General features: G+C 34.5%; 18 protein-coding genes and 2 pseudogenes. 19 read left to right on the top strand and 1 reads right to left on the bottom strand.

Going from position 1 to position 20827, the window contains the following annotated elements; genetic code table 11:
* The first annotated feature begins 140 nt into the window (after positions 1-140).
* Positions 141-1487, top strand: a complete 1347-nt coding sequence (locus HMPREF2984_RS00420; protein ID WP_049533687.1) for a hypothetical protein — start codon at positions 141-143, stop codon at positions 1485-1487.
* Positions 1488-1655: 168 nt separating this feature from the next.
* Positions 1656-2078, top strand: coding sequence for a hypothetical protein (locus HMPREF2984_RS00415; protein WP_049533689.1), 423 nt, complete (start codon positions 1656-1658; stop codon positions 2076-2078).
* A gap of 114 nt (positions 2079-2192) precedes the next feature.
* Here the strand turns inward: HMPREF2984_RS00415 and HMPREF2984_RS00410 are convergent, their stop codons facing one another.
* Positions 2193-2468, bottom strand: coding sequence for a hypothetical protein (locus HMPREF2984_RS00410; protein ID WP_049533690.1), 276 nt, complete (start codon positions 2466-2468; stop codon positions 2193-2195).
* Between the two features lie 600 nt (positions 2469-3068).
* Between HMPREF2984_RS00410 and hsdR the strand changes: the two genes are divergently transcribed.
* The 17 genes and pseudogenes from hsdR to HMPREF2984_RS00335 all read left to right on the top strand — a co-directional run bounded on the left by hsdR (position 3069) and on the right by HMPREF2984_RS00335 (position 20824).
* On the top strand, positions 3069-5402 hold the full coding sequence (gene hsdR, locus HMPREF2984_RS00405; protein WP_049533691.1) for an EcoAI/FtnUII family type I restriction enzme subunit R: 2334 nt from the start codon (positions 3069-3071) through the stop codon (positions 5400-5402).
* A gap of 12 nt (positions 5403-5414) precedes the next feature.
* Positions 5415-5996: pseudogene (locus HMPREF2984_RS00400) on the top strand (type I restriction-modification system subunit M N-terminal domain-containing protein); the annotation flags it as partial.
* A gap of 170 nt (positions 5997-6166) precedes the next feature.
* Complete coding sequence (locus tag HMPREF2984_RS00395) at positions 6167-7015, top strand: KilA-N domain-containing protein (protein ID WP_000048811.1); 849 nt, start codon at positions 6167-6169, stop codon at positions 7013-7015.
* An 11-nt stretch (positions 7016-7026) separates the two neighbouring features.
* Positions 7027-7308, top strand: a complete 282-nt coding sequence (locus HMPREF2984_RS00390) for a CD1845 family protein (RefSeq protein ID WP_001267139.1) — start codon at positions 7027-7029, stop codon at positions 7306-7308.
* Positions 7309-7381: 73 nt separating this feature from the next.
* Positions 7382-8419 carry a DUF6017 domain-containing protein gene (locus tag HMPREF2984_RS00385; RefSeq protein WP_070669985.1) on the top strand — a complete coding sequence of 346 codons (1038 nt, stop codon included), beginning with the start codon at positions 7382-7384 and terminating at the stop codon, positions 8417-8419.
* Positions 8419-8904 carry a PcfB family protein gene (locus HMPREF2984_RS00380; RefSeq protein ID WP_070669983.1) on the top strand — a complete coding sequence of 162 codons (486 nt, stop codon included), beginning with the start codon at positions 8419-8421 and terminating at the stop codon, positions 8902-8904. Before HMPREF2984_RS00385 ends, HMPREF2984_RS00380 begins: the two co-directional genes overlap by 1 nt.
* A complete protein-coding gene (locus tag HMPREF2984_RS00375) occupies positions 8901-10682 on the top strand; it encodes a VirD4-like conjugal transfer protein, CD1115 family (protein ID WP_070669981.1) in 1782 nt (593 codons plus the stop codon). The genes HMPREF2984_RS00380 and HMPREF2984_RS00375 overlap by 4 nt, the downstream gene beginning before the upstream one ends.
* 80 nt (positions 10683-10762) lie before the next feature.
* Positions 10763-11206 (top strand): hypothetical protein, encoded by a 444-nt coding sequence (locus HMPREF2984_RS00370; protein ID WP_000710421.1) that lies wholly within the window; start codon positions 10763-10765, stop codon positions 11204-11206.
* A 358-nt stretch (positions 11207-11564) separates the two neighbouring features.
* Positions 11565-11858, top strand: a complete 294-nt coding sequence (locus HMPREF2984_RS00365; protein WP_000410092.1) for a hypothetical protein — start codon at positions 11565-11567, stop codon at positions 11856-11858.
* 21 nt (positions 11859-11879) lie between these two features.
* Positions 11880-12011, top strand: a complete 132-nt coding sequence (locus HMPREF2984_RS09300) for a Maff2 family mobile element protein (RefSeq protein ID WP_003029112.1) — start codon at positions 11880-11882, stop codon at positions 12009-12011.
* A gap of 722 nt (positions 12012-12733) precedes the next feature.
* Entirely contained in the window at positions 12734-14593 is a 1860-nt protein-coding gene (gene ltrA / locus HMPREF2984_RS00360; protein WP_070669980.1) for a group II intron reverse transcriptase/maturase, read from the top strand.
* A 152-nt stretch (positions 14594-14745) separates the two neighbouring features.
* Positions 14746-14844, top strand: a pseudogene (locus tag HMPREF2984_RS09295) (Maff2 family mobile element protein); the annotation flags it as partial.
* A gap of 12 nt (positions 14845-14856) precedes the next feature.
* Positions 14857-15720 (top strand): VirB6/TrbL-like conjugal transfer protein, CD1112 family, encoded by an 864-nt coding sequence (locus HMPREF2984_RS00355; protein WP_000466903.1) that lies wholly within the window; start codon positions 14857-14859, stop codon positions 15718-15720.
* Positions 15721-15732: 12 nt separating this feature from the next.
* Positions 15733-15999 (top strand): hypothetical protein, encoded by a 267-nt coding sequence (locus HMPREF2984_RS00350; RefSeq protein ID WP_000573638.1) that lies wholly within the window; start codon positions 15733-15735, stop codon positions 15997-15999.
* 3 nt (positions 16000-16002) lie between these two features.
* Positions 16003-16401 (top strand): PrgI family protein, encoded by a 399-nt coding sequence (locus HMPREF2984_RS00345; protein ID WP_000542588.1) that lies wholly within the window; start codon positions 16003-16005, stop codon positions 16399-16401.
* Entirely contained in the window at positions 16304-18736 is a 2433-nt protein-coding gene (locus HMPREF2984_RS00340; RefSeq protein WP_070669978.1) for a VirB4-like conjugal transfer ATPase, CD1110 family, read from the top strand. Before HMPREF2984_RS00345 ends, HMPREF2984_RS00340 begins: the two co-directional genes overlap by 98 nt.
* A gap of 6 nt (positions 18737-18742) precedes the next feature.
* Positions 18743-20824: a CHAP domain-containing protein gene (locus HMPREF2984_RS00335; protein WP_000039136.1), complete on the top strand. Its 2082-nt coding sequence runs from the start codon at positions 18743-18745 to the stop codon at positions 20822-20824.
* Positions 20825-20827: the final 3 nt, after the last annotated feature.

Genomic DNA, 20827 nt, shown 5'->3' with positions numbered 1-20827 from the left:
TCTGTCTAGCTTAATTTTACAAATTGGGTTTTAAGAATATCACTATCGTAATTAGTTGAATATATCTTTATTAAAATCAAGTTTTGTTTATAGATTGATTTTAATAGTAGAACCCTTGATTTTATTCAAAGGAGAAAAATATGGCGAAACCTAAAAGCAAGAAACTACCTCATTTGTCCCAAGTGTTGAAAATAATATCTAAAAATCAAAAAGATTTTCCGAATGTGTCTGGTTGGAGAAATAATTCTGAGAGGCTCAATACGTTAGTTTCAATATTGGTAACAGAAACTCATCCTTCTATTGAGCAATGGTGGGATAGCAAAATTGAATATAGTGACTCTCAAGTTTCGAACATTGTTTCTGGGAAAAGCTTTATCCATCATTTAATATGGCAGTATTATCAAGGAACTTTAAAAGAACTTCCTAGCAATGAACGATTAACATATCGTGAGCATATAAATCAATTAACAGAAAAATTAAAGAATAAAGATAATAAGTTTTCTTGGAGGAGACCTCCTTTTCTTACGAATCCTATTTGTCAAAAAATTTATGAATATTTTGATTCTTGCACTGGAGATATTGGGGATTTGGATTTAAAGAGGTTAGAGAAAAAGCTTCGTTCTGGTGAATGTGAAGATTTCTTTGCCTCAATATTATTCTTTATAGCGGCAGACATGCCTCAAATTGAAGATAATGAGTACGGTGAAAGGCATTTAGAAATTATCAAGTCAAGCCAACGATTCTTCAATGATATTGCACAAGATTTAAACGAAGGAAAATATTATGATTACTATCATAGAAAAATTATTGTTACTCCAGATATCAAACAAAAGAAAATAATAAATGAACATACTTTATCATTCAAAGCCCCGTTGTTGAACAGGAGCAATAATCTTAGTAGGGATAGTCTGCAATTTAATTTTAGCTTTGATAATTTTGAAAAGTATGATTTCTTTTCCATGAAAGAAATGGCTATTAATGGTGTAGATTTTCTTGACAAACACATTCCTCTTCCTGAAAATCCAGAAGTTAAGTTAGAGGACAGGTATTGTTACAAAAAACGATTCTTATATCCTAATATCCCCGATAACACCTCTTATGAAGTAAGACGAACCACTCAAGCTCTTTTGGGGTTTCCCATCACAGAATCAACATACCACTTGCCGTTTTCGACGAATGATTTCAAATTTGAAATATCAATGAGTCAGCTCAACAAAGATGACAATATGTTTTTTGATATTTTTTGTGCATTCTTCACTCCATTTGACAGAACTAAAAGACTATCATTTATAAAATCAAGCAGTAAACATTTTGAAGTTCATATAAAAGAATTTGTACCAAAAGGGAGCGGTGTGAAAGTTATTATAAAACCTTCACTGTCCAATTTGAATTTTAGCACAGGACAAAATATTAATCTTACGGCTGAACAGATAAATATTACAGGTGTTTGGGAAACCAGACCTGAAACGGACTATAAAGATGAATAGTATTGACAAAAATATAAAAATATGCTAATATATAAAAGTAAAATTAAAATTAAATAAATTTTCGTAACTTACCAGAAATTACTTCTGAAAGTTAATCCCTTGCATTTGGTAGAAAGTTTTAAAGTCTACCTAGCAAGTGGTAGATTAATATTTTTTAGAGGTGATTTTATGTTCCCAGATTTTTCTTTAGAAGAAGCTTTGATTTATAATGCAACAGCTCACGACCCATACAGTAAAGAATCCGTGGCGAGAAGAATGATTGCATCGGGCGTATCGGAACGAGCGGTTTCAATATTGTTAGGCATGGATCTCGAACAGATAGAAAAATTGAGCTGTTCAGATGCCATTATGCTTATGAAGCTACTAGATGGTTTTAACGATGTTTTTCATAGGTATGAGGCAACAGAAGGAATTCTACCTCAAGCATATAGAAACGTGGAGAAAGTCAAGGAGTGGTACACTGAACACGGCATAGAAGAGCCCAATCTTTTCCGAGATAGTGTAGATATAGACACTGGATTTGCACGAGTTTTTGGTTTGACTCCTTCTCAACATAAAGACTTTATAGAAAGATATGTTGATAAAAAATAATTTTTAAGCTCACATTTGTGGGCTTTTTCCTTTATGAAACTTTTTCGAAAAACTAATTCAAAACAAAATAAAAACCGCAAGAAACTTCGAAAATCCTTGCGGTTAGGGCAGTAGCTATCTTAATTCAACTCCTAAAATTTCAACGGTTTCGTTTTTTAGGTTTTCAATCCAGTCCGTCGGGTCGTTGGCTTGCTTGGTTTTAAAATAGTAATATCCCGCCATTTCAGGGTTTCGAAACTGGCACATATAAACCAAAGAATCCGCCTCAGTTAACGGTTGGCAAATTTCGAAAGTTTCCTTGGCGAAAAGGTTATTAAAATCAAAATTTTTCGGCAAAAGATAACCCAATTTCGAAACTGCTCCCAGTTCCATATATTCTGTTTTTTCCATTTTAATCCTCCCATTCTTTAACAAAACCAACTTCGGTTTGTAAGGTTTCAAGCAAATTTTGGATAAATTCTTGTTTGGTTTTATAATCGTCCATAATTTCCTTATCTGTTAAACATTTATTACTGGACAATGATAACTCTCATCAGGGAAGAAGTCCAGCCCATTTTCGATGTATTTTTTACAATCTAAAACAGATGGGGGAGTCAGTTTTTTGGAGTTTTCGAAAGTTCGATGAACAGAGAATTTTTCTTCGGCGTGAGAATATTCAGGCGTAATTTACGCCAGTTTTTGAATGGCTGATTTAGAGATTTTGTACTTTCGCAATGTTTAAATGTAGTTATTTATTTTTGAAGAATCGCTTGCTAGTACGCCTGAAAACGCTCGTAGAATGATAATAAGTCGCCTGACGAAACTGCTCAGAAACGGCGGTGTTATGCGGAAACAATCTGACGCGATGCGAAGGGCGGTGCGAAAGGGGTTACGTACTTACTTTTCAACAATTTAGCAGAGTATTTTTATAAGTGTGATATAATAGAAGTATAATTTGTTCTGATAGTTTATTTTATGGAGAAGTAGATTTTTAGAATGCGGAGGTTCAATATGGTTGAGTTTATAAAGTCTAAGAAAGAAATGAGTGAGGAGGATATTAAAGCAAATTTCATCACTCCTGCTATTGTATCCAAAGGATGGAAAAATGGTGAGCATATCGCTTACGAGGAATACTTCACTGATGGTCGAATCGAGGTTAGAGGAGATAAGGCTCGTCGCAAAGAAGGGAAAAAATCAGACTATTCATTGTATTACCAATTTGGAACTCTAATTGCAATCGTTGAGGCAAAGGATAATAAACATAGCGTTCGAGCGGGATTACAACAAGCGATTGAATATGGTGAGATTTTAGATGTTCCTTTTGTTTATTCTTCGAATGGTGATGGCTTTATTGAGCATGACCGTATCACAAGAGAAGAGCGTGAGCTGGCGCTAGATGAATTTCCCACTCGTGAAGAATTATTTTCTCGTCTGAAGAAGGAAAAAGGACTAACGTCTGAAATAGCAGAAGCTATCTCAACTCCATATTACACAGATGCCTTCTCAACTAAAACGCCGCGATATTATCAGCAAATAGCTATCAACCGTACAATTGAAACAGTTGCCAGAGGACAAAAACGAGTAATGTTTGTGATGGCAACAGGAACGGGAAAAACATTCATGGCTTTTCAAATTATTCATCGTCTTCGAAAATCTGGTTTGGCTAAACGAGTTTTATTTTTAGCGGATAGAAACATCTTAGTAGACCAAACGATGGCTGAAGACTTTAAGCCATTCGAAAAGGTGATGACGAAAATTACTCCAAAACTTTTGAATGCTCCTGAAAAATTAAATTCTTTTGAAATTTACCTAGGACTTTATCAGCAACTAACTGGTGAAGATGGTACTGAAACGCATTATCAAAAGTTCGACAAAGACTTCTTTGATTTAATCGTAATTGATGAAGCGCACCGTGGCTCAGCCAAGGAAGACAGCAACTGGCGTAAGGTGATTGATTATTTCAGTTCTGCGACACAAATTGGTATGACGGCAACTCCTAAAGAAACCAAGGATGTCTCCAATATGGAATACTTCGGGGAGCCAATTTATACTTATAGTTTAAAACAAGGAATCGAGGATGGTTTTTTGGCTCCGTATCGTGTTATGAGAGTTAATTTAGATGTGGATGTGGATGGCTATCGTCCAGAAACTGGGAAAGTTGATGCTAAAGGGCAGTTAATCGAGGATAGGTACTACGGCAGGAAAGATTTTGACAAAACTATTGTTATTGATGATAGAACTCAAAAAGTTGCTAAGTTTGTTTCGGACTATATGAAGCGAAACAATGCACGATTTGATAAAACGATTGTTTTTTGTGTTGATATTGACCATGCTGAACGGATGCGTGCTGCACTTGTAAAAGAGAATCTAGACTTAGTCCAAGAAGACTATCGTTATGTCATGCAAGTAACTGGTGACAATGCTGAAGGAAAAGCTCAACTGGATAACTTTATGGATGTCAATTCTAATTTTCCCGCTATTGTAACAACGTCTAAATTATTAACGACAGGAGTTAATGCTAAAACATGTCGTTTGATTGTTTTAGACTCTAATATCCAATCCATGACTGAATTTAAACAAATTATTGGTCGTGGCACACGTCTTTATCCTCAAAAGGGGAAAGAATTTTTTACGATTATTGATTTTCGAAATGTTACTAATTTGTTTGCTGACCCTGATTTTGATGGTGAACCAGTGAAGGTTCTGGAAACAGGTGCAAAAACAAATAATGGTGCTACACCTGGTTTTGTAGACGAAGGTGGTGACCCAGTAGAAAAATATGTCGTTGCAGATAAGCAAGTGACCATTTTGAATTCAACAGTTCAAGTATTGGATGAAAATGGAAAACTGGTCACTGAAAATCTAACCGACTACACCCGTAAGAATATTTTAGGTAGTTATGCTACTTTGAACGATTTTATCACGGCTTGGCATACAGCAGATAAAAAGAAGATTATATTGGACGAACTTTATAAAAAAGGAGTTTATCTGGATGCTATTCGAGAGTCGGAAGGGATTTCGGAGCAAGAAATTGATGACTTCGATTTACTCCTAAAACTTGCCTATGGTCAAAAAGAATTAACCAAAACAGAGCGTATTAACAAACTCAAACGAAGTGGATATTTATATAAATATAGCGAAGAAGCACGTGCAGTTTTGGAAATTTTGTTGGACAAGTACATGGATAAAGGTATTGGAGAACTCGAAAGTATTGAAACACTAAAACTTCCAGAATTTCAGCTATATGGTGGAACCTTCAAAATCATCAATACTTACTTTGGAGATAAAAAACGGTATTTACAAGCAATTAAAGAATTGGAGCAAGAGCTATTTACGGTAGCTTAATGAAAGGAAAATATGTCAATTACATCATTTGTAAAAAGAATTCAAGATATCACTCGAAACGATGCGGGTGTTAATGGTGATGCTCAACGTATTGAGCAAATGTCTTGGTTATTATTTTTGAAAATTTACGATAGCCGTGAAATGGTTTGGGAGTTAGAAGAAGATGACTACGAATCGATTATTCCAGAGGAGTTAAAATGGCGAAATTGGGCTCATGCTCAAAAAGGGGAACAGGTATTGACAGGTGATGAATTACTTGATTTTGTCAATAATAAATTATTTAAAGAGTTGAAAGAGCTTGAAATAACTCCAAATATGCCTATTCGAAAAACGATTGTCAAGTCAGCTTTCGAAGATGCGAACAACTATATGAAAAATGGTGTTTTGTTACGCCAAGTAATCAATGTTATTGATGAAGTCGACTTCAATAGCCCTGAAGACCGTCATTCTTTTAATGACATCTACGAAAAAATTCTTAAAGATATTCAAAGTGCTGGGAACTCAGGAGAGTTTTATACACCACGTGCAGCGACTGACTTTATCGCTGAAGTCCTTGACCCAAAACTTGGCGAATCAATGGCAGACCTCGCTTGTGGGTTTCGTGTCATAATAATGACACAGGCAAATAGTCAAGTAAATACAAGGGTTTTAGAGCTTCTACCAAAGTTTAAAATCAAAAAAATGAATCGTTGGTGTGCTGTTTAGAGCAGTTATTATGAAAATAAATGTTGTAAACAGTACATCAGCATAAAGGAGGAACTCATATGTCTAAGGTGAAAAAAGAGACGATTGAAGCAAAAGGATTTGCTATTCAAATTTATACTGAAGACTTTCAAAACGACTATATAAGTCTAACGGATATTGCTAGATATAAAAGCGATGAACCAAGTGATGTAATTAAAAATTGGATGAGAAGAAAAGATACAATTGAATTTCTTGGTTTATGGGAAAGCTTAAACAACATGAATTTCAATTCGGTCGAATTCGACCGAATTAAATCGGAAGCTGGATATAATTCCTTTACACTGTCCCCTAAGAAATGGGTAGAAAAAACAGACGCAATCGGAATTATCTCAAAAGGCGGAAGATACGGTGGTGCATTTGCACATACAGATATTGCCTTTGAATTTGCTTCATGGATTTCTGCTGAATTTAAGATGTATGTAATTCAGGATTACAAAAGACTTAAGTCAGATGAAAACTCTAAGTTATCATTAGGTTGGAATCTTAATCGAGAAATTTCCAAGATTAACTACAAAATTCATACAGACGCAATCAAAGAATATCTCTTAAAAGATCTTACCAACGAACAGTTGTCTTACAAGTATGCAAGTGAAGCAGATATGCTCAATGTAGCCTTGTTTAACAAGAGAGCTAAGCAGTGGCGTGAAGAAAATCCTGAGTTAAAGGGTAATATGAGAGACTATGCAAGTCTGAATGAATTACTTGTTCTTGCAAATATGGAGAGCTATAATGCAATTCTTATTGGTAAAGGTATGGATCAAAAAGAAAGAATGATAGAACTTAGAAAGCTTGCCAGAACTCAGCTGATGTCAATTGAAAAGTTGAACAATACAGGTATTAAGAGTTTAGAGGATAAATCAAAGAAATAGAGAGGTCTGTTATGAGATGGGCATTGAAAATTATCTTATTTCCAATAATATTGATCTTGTCGATACTAATTGCTTTTCTAAAATTTATTATAAAAGTTAGTGGAATGATTTTAGGTATAATATCTTTCCTAGTATTTATTGGAGCAGTAGCTTGCTTCATACAAAAAGATATGGCAACTGGAATGGTAGCATTACTTCTAGCATTCTTAATAAGTCCTTATGGACTACCTAAAATTGCACTGTGTATTACAGCATACCTTGAAGTAGCGAAAGATACATTAATGGAAATATAAGAGAACTAAGACGATGGAATATAAATCTATCGTCTTTTTCTATGCCTAAATTTAAGAGAAAGGAGGCGATGATATGAGTATGTATTTATTTGATGAACAACCTATACTGGCAAATAAAGCATTAGCCAGAGAATTAGGCTTAAATGAAGCTCTTGTGCTTCAACAAATAAATTACTGGATTGAGATAAATAAGAAGTCTGGTAACAATTATCATGATGGCAAGTATTGGACATATAACTCAATACGAGCATGGCAAGAAAAAGATTTTGATTATTTAAGTGTTGATACAGTGAAACGAACTTTTTCTAAGCTTGAAAAAGCGGGCTATCTTTTAGTTGGAAACTATAATAAAGATCCTAGAGATAAAACGAAGTGGTACACAATAAATGACAAGAAATTAGAAGAACTTTATCTTGAACTAAATCAAAGAAAACAAGAGAAAGAAAGAGAAATATTAGAACAAGTAAGTAAAAGTGCTATGCCTAATGCATTAGGGCAAAATGCACCAATGGAAGAGGGCAAAATCAACCAATGCAATGAGGCATTTAGCACCGATGCATTTGATGAAAATCTACCAGTGCATTATGGCAACTTGCATGAACCATTACCAGAGATTACTACAAATAATTCATCAAAGATTACTTCATATATTTCTACAGAGAATTCCTCCCACCTACCCATCTGTGAAAGAGATCCGTTTTATTTAAGGGATGGAATGGAGGAAGGATGTAAAAAAATAAAATCATATAAATCTTGTTTAGAAGAGTTAAGAGAAAGTACAGGATATAACGAACACATGAAGATAGGTAATAAGATTATTGCTAAAACCTTTGATGAAATAATTAAAGTTTTAGCTGATGTTATGGTATTAAATGCAGAAGATACAGTTACAATAAATCAAACAAAATTACCAGCATATGTTGTTCAAGAGAGATTTAGAGAATTAGATTCTTCGCATATGGAGTATCTTGTAAATGCTTTATTAGAGAACGAATCAAAAATAAGAAATGTAAGAGCATTTATTTTAACGGCAGCATATAATGCACCAAGCAATATGGATGCCTATTATACAGCACTTGTTAGTTATGATATGAGGGAAGGAGGTTACTGATGATAAATGAAGAAATTTCTAATAGAGTAGTTAATATTGAAGTTAATGTCTTAAAGGCAACTTACCAAGAAATCTTAAGCCAGGTAAAGAAGTTACAACAGAGATCAAAACAACATGGCGGCTTAGATAAATTTATAAAGACTGAGGGAAATGAAGTTAAACTCAAAGATATGGTTAAAAAAGGTCAGCTTGAAGAAATCAATGTTAAAGATGGTGAATTAAAAGAGCTAAAAAAAGAATTGAATAAACATGGTGTTAAATTCTCAGTGATGAAAGATAAGGAAACAGGGACACATTCAGTATTCTTCCAAGCAAAAGATACCAAGGGTATGAATAAAGCTTTTCAAAATGTGCTTTCAAATATTGAGAAGAAAGAGAAAAATAAGGAGTCAATTCATAAAAATATAGAGAAATTTAAGGAGATGGCGAAGAATACTATTTCCAAAGACAAAGTTAAGAATAAACAAAAGGAGCAGAGCCTATGATAGATAAGATACTAAAAGACATCAAAGGCTTATTCAAAGTGCAAGATAAGGCAAAGTTTCTAAAGCAGAACATTCCCTATCTTGCATTTTTCTATGTAGGCAATATCTTTTCTCACCATGTAAGAGCCTACACAGGTGGTGATATTATTGACAAAATCTTTCAAGGAATATTAGAGCTTAATACCATGAGCTTTATTCCGAGTATTCATGGGGCTGATATTTTAATGGGCGTGGGAGTAGTAGTTTTAATTAAATTTATAGTCTATACAAAAGGTAAAAATGCAAAAAAATTTAGGCAGGGAAAAGAGTATGGCTCAGCCCGATGGGGAAATGAAAAAGATATAGAGCCTTATGTTGATGAAAAGTTCCAAAACAATATCTTGCTTACTCAAACAGAACGATTAACTATGAATGGCAGACCTGCTAATCCAAAGTATGCAAGAAATAAGAATGTACTTGTTATTGGTGGTTCTGGCTCTGGAAAGACGAGATTTTATGTAAAGCCAAACCTAATGCAAATGCACTCGTCATATTGCGTAACAGATCCAAAAGGAACAATAGTCATTGAGTGTGGGAAGATGCTTGAAGATAATGGCTATGAGATAAAAATCTTAAATACCATCAACTTCAAAAAGAGTATGAAGTACAATCCCTTTGCCTATCTCAGAAGTGAAAAAGACATCCTCAAATTAGTGCAGACAATCATTGCAAACACTAAGGGTGAAGGGGAAAAAGCAGGTGAGGATTTTTGGGTCAAAGCCGAAAAACTCTACTATACAGCTCTTATTGGATATATCTTCTATGAAGCTCCAAGAGAAGAAAAGAACTTTGCGACACTACTGGATATGATAGACGCTTCAGAAGTCAGGGAGGATGATGAAACATATATGAATCCCATTGATAGACTATTTGAAGCATTGGAAAAGAAAGAGCCTACGCACTTTGCGGTAAAGCAATATAAAAAGTACAAACTTGCTGCTGGAAAAACAGCTAAGTCTATTTTAATTTCATGTGGTGCAAGGCTTGCTCCCTTTGATATTCAAGAACTCAGGGACTTGATGAAAGAAGATGAACTTGAGCTTGATACACTTGGAGATAGAAAGACAGCACTCTTTGTTATTATCTCTGATACCGATGATACCTTTAATTTTGTGGTGTCTATTATGTACTCGCAGTTATTTAACTTGCTTTGTGATAAGGCGGATGATGAATATGGAGGACGATTACCTGTTCATGTAAGGTGCTTGCTTGATGAGTTTGCAAACATTGGCTTAATTCCGAAATTCGAGAAGTTAATAGCGACAATCCGTTCAAGAGAGATTTCAGCAAGTATTATCTTGCAGGCACAATCTCAGCTAAAGGCAATCTACAAGGATAATGCAGATACGATTGTAGGTAACTGTGATAGCACCTTGTTTCTTGGCGGAAAGGAAAAGACAACACTTAAAGAGCTATCTGAAACATTGGGGAAAGAAACCATAGACCTGTATAATACATCGGAAACACGCTCCAATGCCAATAGCTATGGATTGAATTATCAAAAGACAGGAAAGGAGCTGATGAGCCAAGACGAAATAACGGTTATGGATGGAAGTAAATGTATTTTTCAGCTTCGTGGTGTAAGACCGTTTTTATCAGATAAATTTGATATTACAAAGCATAAGAATTACAAGTTACTTGAAGATTTTAATAAGAAAAATGCCTTTGATATTGAGGAATATATCAAGAGAAAAGGTAAAGTTAAGCTTAATAGAAATACAGTAATTACAAGATTGTAATATTTTCTGTTATAGCTTTGTGTGGCATGGGTATATGTAGTATAATAAGATAAATTTGAATTTATGGAAGTGATTAGTGTATGAAGAAAGCAGTATTTATCTTGATGTTGATTCTGTTCATAGTAATCGATGTATATACCTTGTGGCTTATGTCACCTGATTTTTTGTTTCCAAAAAGAAGCATATATGTTACAAATCAAGATGACTATATAGTAGAAAGTGTAAAAGAATATTTTCACATTGAATATGATGTTAGTAAGATTGTTTATCAGCAAGGCTTTCCAGATGGCTATTCTTTGGATATATATGACGCAGTTGGAGAGAAACACGAAGAATTTGATGACACATTTAATGTTGCCGAAAGTGATAAAATACAACAATATTTTTTGAATTTAAAGCCAGATACACCCAAATATTTGAGGCTATTCACGGCAGAACTTATAATTGAGTTCTTTGCAATTGCAGTGGTTATTATTGCTAATATAAGAAAGAATCGAAGAAAATACTTGGAAAATTGTTCATAAGTTTTGGGGTAACACGGATTAATAAGGTTGACAGTAATTTGTCAATTTCCAGTTTGTCGAACGGAATATAAAGTATTAAAGACGATAGAAAGAAAAAATCTATCGTCTTTTTTCATGCCTATTTTCAATTTATATTGCGATCAATAAATAGGAAAAACTCGCAAGAGTTGCTAACTAGTATTTCAAATGCCTCTCACTAATATATACATGACAAAATGCTAATTCCCTTAAATATGTTACAGAAAGTAAAGGAGAAAAGATGATCAGGATAAGAAGCCCTACCTAAAAGACAACTAAATATACAAATACTTAGCGATTGGAATTAACTTTTCAGTCGCTTTTTTAATTGGAGGAAAAAATGGAAAAAGAAATGATTAATATCAATGCCAATCTGTTAAAAAAACCTACTTTTGGAACTTTTACAAGAGGTGATGAAGAGGTTCAAGTTGTAAATTTTGCTCTTTCGAAAGGATATGGAAAAGGTAGAGAGTATATCAACTGTGCAGCCTATGGCAATAAATCTGAAGTGGCTAAGGAATTTTCAGAAGGTGATTTCATTCATGTATATGGTTACTTCAATAAACGAACTAAAAATGGAAAGACATATAAGAATTTTGTAGTTATGTCTATGAACAAAATTGAAAAGAAATAAGAAAACGAGGAGGAATAAATAATGGATTTTTTCGTGCAAGCAGTTAATGTATTAAAGATTTTGGTAATGGCAGTGGGTGCTGGTCTTGGAGCATGGGGTGTTATTAACCTTATGGAGGGATATGGTAATGATAATCGTGCGACACGTTCATAGGTGAAAAGCTTATGCACTAAGTCAAAGGACATAAAGTTCAAAACTTAGGAGAACTGACAATCTGATAGGTAGAATGATGGGGTAACGCCCTGAAATGCCTACACTGATACTCCGATTGGCAATGAATATTAGACTATTTCATTGTCAAAAGCTCGGTGAAGTCGGCAGAGAGTAGCCGTAAGACTGATATTTCATATCAGACACGAAAGCTGTTCAGAGGTGGACGGTGCTACCTATATGCCGGGTGTCGAATACGCATGGTGAAAATGTGTATACCAAAGCACTGACGTACTTCCGAATGTACAAGTCTAAACGTTTGAATTTGCCTAACGGCAATTCCCATCAAAGATGGGGTGTTTGTGGATGAGTAAGAATGGTTGTTATGAAAATCCATATATCGTTACAGGCGATATGGCGAAAGCTAAACACAGGCTTAGAGGAAGAACCTAAACGTATTCAAAGATAAGATTGTCGGAACGTGGTAAGCCAGGAACATGGAAGCAGTCTAATGCTAATGAAGTGTTGAATGGGAAAATGACTGTAAAAACGGCATATAACCGTTCTTTATTTTGGTGAAAGCGGTGGCACAGTACCTATGAAGCGAAAATAATAAGTTCGTGGAGGGATAGCCACCAGTCACAGGAAAGTACAAGAACTGAAATTAAGACAAACACAGCTTCGAGTATGACAAAGAAAATCAAATCCGAAAGGAGATGGTGACTGTGTCCACTTCGAAACAAACACTGAAACAAAGCAAAATCCGTTATACGGAATACTATGACTTGCAAAAAGTCCTTGATGATTTATATGAAGATAGTAGTAAGAATAAAATATTTTCAAATTTAATGGAGTTGATAACTTCAAGAGAAAATATAAAACTTGCCTATCGCAGTATCAAAGGGAACAAAGGCAGTCATACAGCCGGAGTAGATGGCAGAACAATAAAACATCTATCAAGGCTAAATGAAGAAGAATACATTTCTCTCATACAAAAACAGTTTCATTGGTATAAACCACGCCCTGTAAAGAGAGTGGAGATACTAAAGCCTAATGGGAAAATAAGACCTTTAGGAATACCGACTATTGTAGACAGAATTGTACAACAATGTATCTTGCAAATATTGGAGCCGATATGTGAAGCCAAGTTTCATGACAGCTCCTATGGGTTTCGACCTAACAGGAGTACGGAACATGCAATCGCAGAATGTGCAAGACTAATGCAGATACAGCACTTACATTATGTGGTTGATATTGATATACAAGGATTTTTCGATAATGTATATCATGCAAAGCTCATAAGGCAGCTTTGGAATTTGGGAATCCAAGACAAAAAGTTACTTTGTATCATTAAGGAAATGCTGAAAGCAGATATTGTGATGCCCGATAAAGAGGTAATTACACCAACAAAGGGAACACCACAAGGCGGAATATTATCACCGCTACTATCTAATGTAGTCTTGAACGAATTAGATTGGTGGGTGTCCTCCCAGTGGCTGACAATGCCCACGCATTATCCATATAAACAGAGAACGAACAGTCAAGGAACAGAGATAAAAAGCCATACCTACAGAGCTTTAAGAACAAGCAACCTGAAAGAAATATACATTGTAAGGTATGCCGATGATTTCAAGATATTTTGCCGTAATTACTACGATGCAAAAAGAACCTATCAGGCAGTTACAAAATGGTTGCAAGACAGATTAAAACTAAATGTAAGTGAAGAAAAATCTAAAATAACAAATCTAAAACAAAGGTACTCGGAGTTCTTAGGCTTCAAGCTTAAGGTTAAACCAAAAGGCAAAAAGTTTGTTGTACAGTCGCATATAAGTGATAAGGCACTGAAAAAGGCAAAAGAAAATATTTCTAAATGTGTTGCGGATATAAAAAGACCTGCAAATGAAAAGGAGCAGTACAAAGCAATAGCTAAGTATAATGCCACTGTTTCAGGCTTGCATAATTATTACCAAATAGCAACAAACGTGAGTTTGGACTTTACTAAAATAGCCTTTCACATTAAAAAGCAGATGAACAACAGACTTGATATTAAAACCAGTGGAACACTAAACAAAGGATTTGTCAAAGAAAAATATGGAAAAAGTAAACAGCTTCGCTTCCTTAATGGATATCTGTTAATTCCGGTGGGATATATAAGGACAAAGGACGCAAAACACAAGAAAAAGGTTGTAAATAAATACACTGTAAAGGGCAGAGCTTTCATTCATAAAAATCTACAAATTGATGTAGATACACTTGTCTGGCTGATGAAACACCCTGTGCTTGATAAAAGTATAGAGTTTGCAGACAACAGAATCTCGCTCTTTGCAGCTCAATATGGCAGATGTGGAGTAACAGGTGTAAAACTTATACCAAACGATATACATTGCCATCACAAGATACCGCTTGAACAAGGCGGTACAGACAGTTACAGCAACTTAATTCTTGTTACGGAAGCAGTTCATATACTCATCCATGCAACAAAAGAAGATACAATCCAAAAATATATAAAAGAGCTTGGGTTAACAGTCAAGCAGATTGAGAAATGTAATAAGCTTAGAAAAATGGCAGAATTGCCACTAATTTAGAGAAAAAATAATTTGTTACGAAGTGTGTAAGTCTTAGTTAAAACGTGAAAATCTTTCTTGTGATGGAACGCCGTGTGCGGTGAAAGTCGCATGCACGGTGTGAAGTGGGGGAAAATCTGGAGATAACATCAAAGGATTACCTATCACTATCTGGAGCAAAATCTCAAGGTATTAAACAGCTAATGGCTGGTGGAGGCATCGTTCTAATCGGCTTAAAACTAATCCCATTACTTTCAAATGTATTGAAGTAAGGAGAGTAGCTTATGTTTGGTATTTTCGATAAGATAGAGGAATTTTTTAAAGAGCTTCTTCTCGGAGGTATCCAAGCAAATCTTGAGTCAATGTTTATCGACATTAATGATAAAGTCGGAGCAGTAGCAACCGATATAGGCAAGACACCAATGGGATGGAACTCAGAGGTATTTAACTTTATTAAGAGTATCAATGATAGTGTCATTATTCCAATTGCAGGTTTAATCATTACAGCAGTTTTATGTATTGAACTGATAAATATGGTTATGCAAAAGAATAATATGCACGATACAGATACCTTTGAGTTTTTTAAATACATGATAAAGATGTGGATAGCGGTATGGCTAGTATCTCATGCCTTTACATTCTCAATGGCAGTATTTGATGTTGCACAACACCTTGTAAATCAGGCGGCAGGAGTAATCAATACTTCTGCTACCGTTTCGGGTGATCAAATTGTTCAGATGGTTGAGGGATTAAAAGACAAAGGACTTGGAGAACTGGTGATGATACTCTTTGAAACCTCGCTTGTTAAAGTTGCAATACAGGTTATGTCGGTAGTCATAATGCTAGTTGTCTATGGCAGAATGTTTGAGATATATGTTTACTGTTCAGTTTCAGCAATTCCATTTGCCACTATGGGAAATAAGGAGTGGGGACAAATTGGAACAAACTATATCAAAGGTCTATTTGCTATTGGGCTTCAAGGCTTATTCTTGATTATATGCTTGGGTATTTACGCAGTTTTAGTAAAGACGATAAAGATAACGGACATTCATGCAAGTACCTTTATGATATTAGGCTATGCATTACTTCTTGGTCTAATGATGCTAAAGAGTGGAACGCTTGCAAAGAGTGTATTAAACGCACATTAAGGAGGATTTTTAATGATAGAAGTAAAGAAAAAGTTGTTTCCTGTTTCAATTATTGCAGTAGGAATTGGAGCATTTGCTATCTCGATTTTTAACAGGAACAAATTAAAGAATTTAGAAGATGAAGTAAAAAGTACAAGAGATGATGTGAAATCTATTCTTTGTTATCAAGAGCAGAAAAATGCATTCATTGAGTCAGAATTAGAAGAGATGAGAAATGAAGTTGCTTCATGCTATGAACATTTTGAAGTATTTTCAAAGGAAAAAGAAGATGGGAGGTAAGCTATGGGCTATGTACCAATTCCCAAAGATTTAAAAAAGGTAAAAACAAAGGTAGCCTTTAACCTTACAAGAAGACAATTAATTGGATTTACACTTGCTGGACTGGTTGGTATACCAGTCTATTTATTTATGAGAAAGTTTATGCCAAATGATATAGCGATACTGTTTTTAATTGTATCAACGCTTCCAATCTTCTTTGTAACACTATTTGAAAAAGATGGACTTACCTTTGAGAAATATTTTAAGCACATATATCTACACAAGTTTTATCAACCACAGAAGCGAGTGAGAAAGGAGGTTTACCTTGAACAAGAAAAGAAAATTACAGCAAATTCAATTAGAAAAAAATCAAAAGGTATTAAAGGAAAACAAAAGAAACCTGAAAAAAGAAAAGCTGACTAAGCAGAAGAAAAAAGCTTCTCTAATCGACTTAATATTTAAGAAAGAGCCTAAGAGATATACTGTTGAAGACACAATACCTTATCTGAGAATGCTAAAAAGTGGAATATGCCAGCTTGATGAAAAGCACTATAATAAGTGTATTGCATTTCAGGATATAAACTATCAGCTTGCCTTAGAAGAAGATAAGGATTTGATTTTCAATCAATTTGCGAATGTTTTAAACTCTTTTGATCCAAGTGTAGATATTGAGTTTTCATATATCAATCAGCTTGGAAGAAATAATGAATTAAAAGCAGCTATTCAGATACCGGATAAAAATGATGGTTATGATGATATTCGATTAGAGTTTCGTGAGATGTTAAAAAGTCAGCTTGCAAAGGGAAATAATGGTTTAAAGAAATCGAAGTATATCACCTTTGGAGTTGAAGCGGATAGTTTGGAGCAAGCGACTGCAAAACTTGAGCGACTTGAGATTGATATATTATCAAATCTAAAGAGTATGGGAGTTCGTGCTGAGGGCTTAACTGGAGAAGAAAGATTAAAGGTATTGCATGATATTTTAAATCCAGATAAGCTCTTTTCTTTTTCCTATAAAGACTTAAAACCAAGAGAAAGTACAAAGACGGTGATTACACCAGATTCTTTTAATTTTGTACCAAGTAAGTATTTTAAGTTTGGAAAATATATTGGAGCTGTTAGTCATCTTCAAATACTTGCAAGCGAGCTATCAGATAGAATGCTTGCAGAATTTTTAGATATAGATGATAACATCAATATTTCTTTTCATATCAAGGCAGTTGAACAGACAGAAGCGATTAAGATGGTGAAAAGAAAAAATACAGATATTGATAAGATGAAGATTGAGGAAAATAAAAAGGCAGTTAGAAGTGGCTATGACATGGACATATTGCCAAGTGATTTAATTACCTATGGTGATAATATCAAGATGCTTTTAAAAGACCTTCAGACAAGGGATGAGCGTATGTTTATCGTAACGATTGTCTTTATGAATTTTGCAAGGACAGTACAAAAACTTGATACGACTATTTCTCAAATTTCATCTATTGCAAGTAAACATAATTGTAAGATTAAACGCTTAGATCATAGCCAAGAACAAGGTTTTATCAGTGTATTACCTCTTGGCGTAAATAAGATTGAAATAGATAGAGGACTAACATCATCATCTACAGCAGTCTTTTTACCATTTACAACAGAGGAGCTTTTCATAAACTCATCAAATAGCTTGTACTATGGATTAAATGCCTTAAGCCATAATCTCATTATGGCGGATAGAAAAATGCTTAAAAATCCAAATGGCTTAATTTTAGGTACGCCTGGTTCTGGCAAGTCCTTTTCCGCCAAGCGTGAAATGGCAAATGCTATTCTTACGACAGATGATGATGTCATTATTTGTGATCCAGAGGGTGAATATGGCAATCTTGTTAAACAGTTTAAGGGAGAAGTCGTAAAGGTTAGTGCAAAGAGTAAAGACTATCTCAATCCGTTAGATATAAATATGAACTATGGAGATGGAGACGCACCACTTAAGGATAAGGCAAATTTTATTATGTCTATGCTTGAACTTGTAGTTGGTGGTAGTGGACTTACAGCAGAAGAAAAGTCTGTTATAGACAGGTGCTTGCCAAGAATTTATGAGAAGTATTTTGAAAATCCAATTCCAGAGAATATGCCCATACTTCAAGACCTTTACAATATGTTAAAAGGGCAAGAAGAAAAGGTTGGAAAGAAACTTGCAACAGAAATGGAAATCTATGTTTCAGGAAGTCTTAATGTCTTCAATCATCAGTCCAATGTGGACTTAAATAAGCAGTTAATCTGCTTTGATATTAAAGAACTTGGAACGCAACTTAAAAAGATAGGAATGCTTGTTATCCAAGATCAGGTTTGGAATAAGGTTTCCCAAAATAGAAATACCGGCAAAAGTACAAGGTATTACATTGACGAGTTTCATTTACTTTTAAAGGATGAACAGACTTCACAGTATTCGGTGGAAATCTGGAAGAGATTTAGAAAATGGGGTGGTATTCCAACAGGAATTACTCAGAATGTCAAAGACCTACTTGCAAGTAAAGAAATTGAAAATATTTTCGATAATACGGATTTTATTCTAATGCTTAATCAAGCAACAGGTGATAGAGACTGGCTTGTTGTAAAGCTTAAAATTTCAAAGGATCAGGAAAAATTTGTTACCAATTCAAGAGCAGGTGAAGGTTTGATTTTCTTTGGAAACACCATTGTTCCATTTGTAGATAACTTCCCTAAAGACACAATCCTATATCAAAAGATGACTACAAAACCTGAAGAAGTGAGGTAACGTCTTATGAGTAAAAAAAGAAAGCGAGATTTGAATGAAAAGTTAAGGGCAAGAGAAGAGAAAATTATCACAAAATCTGAAACAGATGATGTCCTAGATTATAAAAGAAAAACTGGAGATGATTACAGGGATAAGGTAGTTAAAGAAGAAAATAGGTTTCAAGATAAAATTCACGAGAAGATAAGTAAAAGAACGGATATTACTAGTGAAATAGAAACAAGTAACAAGAGCAAAAATACTATAAAAAGAAATATTCGAAGTAACAGTTTTCAAGCCGAAGTAGCCAAGTCAGATTATCAAACAGAGGTTAAAGAAAATCGTATCTATGATCCTTTAGCAAAAGACCAAGATGGTGATGGTGTTATTGATAGATATGATAATGACTTTAGAGATAGCGATGTATCTTATGAGCCTTTAGGTAATAAAAAATCCAAACTTCATGAAAAGCAGAAGAAATCACTTAAAAGAAAGAACTATTCTGATAAGCTCTTTACAAGAAAAGGTGCAGATAAGAAAAAAGAAGATAATATTAACGCTTCTAACACTGGTAAAGAAGTCATCAAAGATAGGGAAAAGAAGAATCAGCTTTATAAAAGGTATAACAAGGAAACCTTAGTCGGTGGAAGTGTGATTGGAGCTGCAAAACTTGGTGAGGTTACAAGTGTTTATCTATCATCTGGTAGTGATGAAAATGCATCGGTTGAAGCTGCTGAAAAAGGCTTAGGAAGTTCCTCTAAACTTATTCATGGCGTAAAAACTTATTCGGATAAGAGAAAAAGTAAGAAGATATATGATTTAGAAAAGAGCAATAGGAAAATCAAAAGTAGAAAGTCCAAGCTTGAGTTTAGAAAGAGCATGGACGAGGTTGAGAAGACCGACCAATATAAAAAAGCAAATGCTTATAAGAAGTTTCAAAAGAAGAAACAGATGAAGTCAGCTATCTATAAACAAAATAAGACAAGAATTAGAGATAGAGTTAAAAAGACACTGATGGATACATTTAAGGTATCTAAAGACTTCATCATAAGAAAAGCAAAAGTGGCAGCAATAGTAGTAGCTGCCATAATTATTTTTGGAACTTTTGTATTTAACTTTGCAAGCATGACAATGGGTGGATTTGCTAACTCTACAAGTAGTGTTTTAACAACATCATATTTATCAAGACCAAATGTTTTAACTGAGATTAACCAAAGTTTTTCAAACAAGGAGAATGACTTATATAGCGAGCTTGAAAATGTAGAAAAGAATAATCCCGGATACGATGAATATATCGTAAGAAAAAATGGAGATATTGGTCATAATGTCCATGAACTTTTATCCTATATCACTTCAAGATGTGGTGAAGTAAAGAGTTTATCTGAAGTTAGTAATATTTTAGATGACTTATTTAAGACTATGTACCATGTCGATTATAAAGAGGAAATAGAGATAAGATATAAGACTGTAACTGAAACTTACACTGATGAAGATGGGAATGAATATACTGAGAGCCACGAAGAACCGTATGAGTATAGAAAACTCATTGTTACTTTAAGTAAAAGGGAAATGGATAGTGTGGTTCGAGAAGTCTTCGCAAAGTATCCAGATAATTTAAAGCATTATGAAACACTATTCCTTGCACAGGGGAATATGGGTGAAATGTTTGGCAACACGAATCTCATTACTGCAAATGGTGGCATAGGTGGAGGAAAAGAATACGAAGCATCGTCTGATGTTCAAAAGAAAATTGTAAATGCAGCATATATTACTCCATCACCTGGAGCAGGTTGGTGTGCAATGTGGGTTTCTCAGGTTTATCAAAATGCAGGTCTTGGATATATCGGAGGTAATGCTAATGATATGTACCGAAACCATACATTTACTTCTGATAGATCAAAGTTAAAAGTAGGAATGCTTGTAGCAGTTGAAAGTAGCAGTAGTGGTGGACAAGCCGGACTTACTTATGGTCATGTCGGAATTTATATTGGTGATGGTAAGGTAATGGATAATATCGGAGTAGTTAGGGTAACAACCTTAGATGATTGGATTGCAACATTCTGTAAACACCATCCAGTAGGATTTGGATTTCCACCAAACGTACAAAGATAGAAG

This window comes from Streptococcus sp. HMSC066E07, assembly GCF_001814695.1.
In the GTDB taxonomy this organism is placed as follows: Bacteria; Bacillota; Bacilli; order Lactobacillales; family Streptococcaceae; genus Streptococcus; species Streptococcus hominis.
The sequence above is the reverse complement of the archived record's forward strand: the minus strand, read 5'-3'. Positions and strand labels throughout refer to the sequence as shown.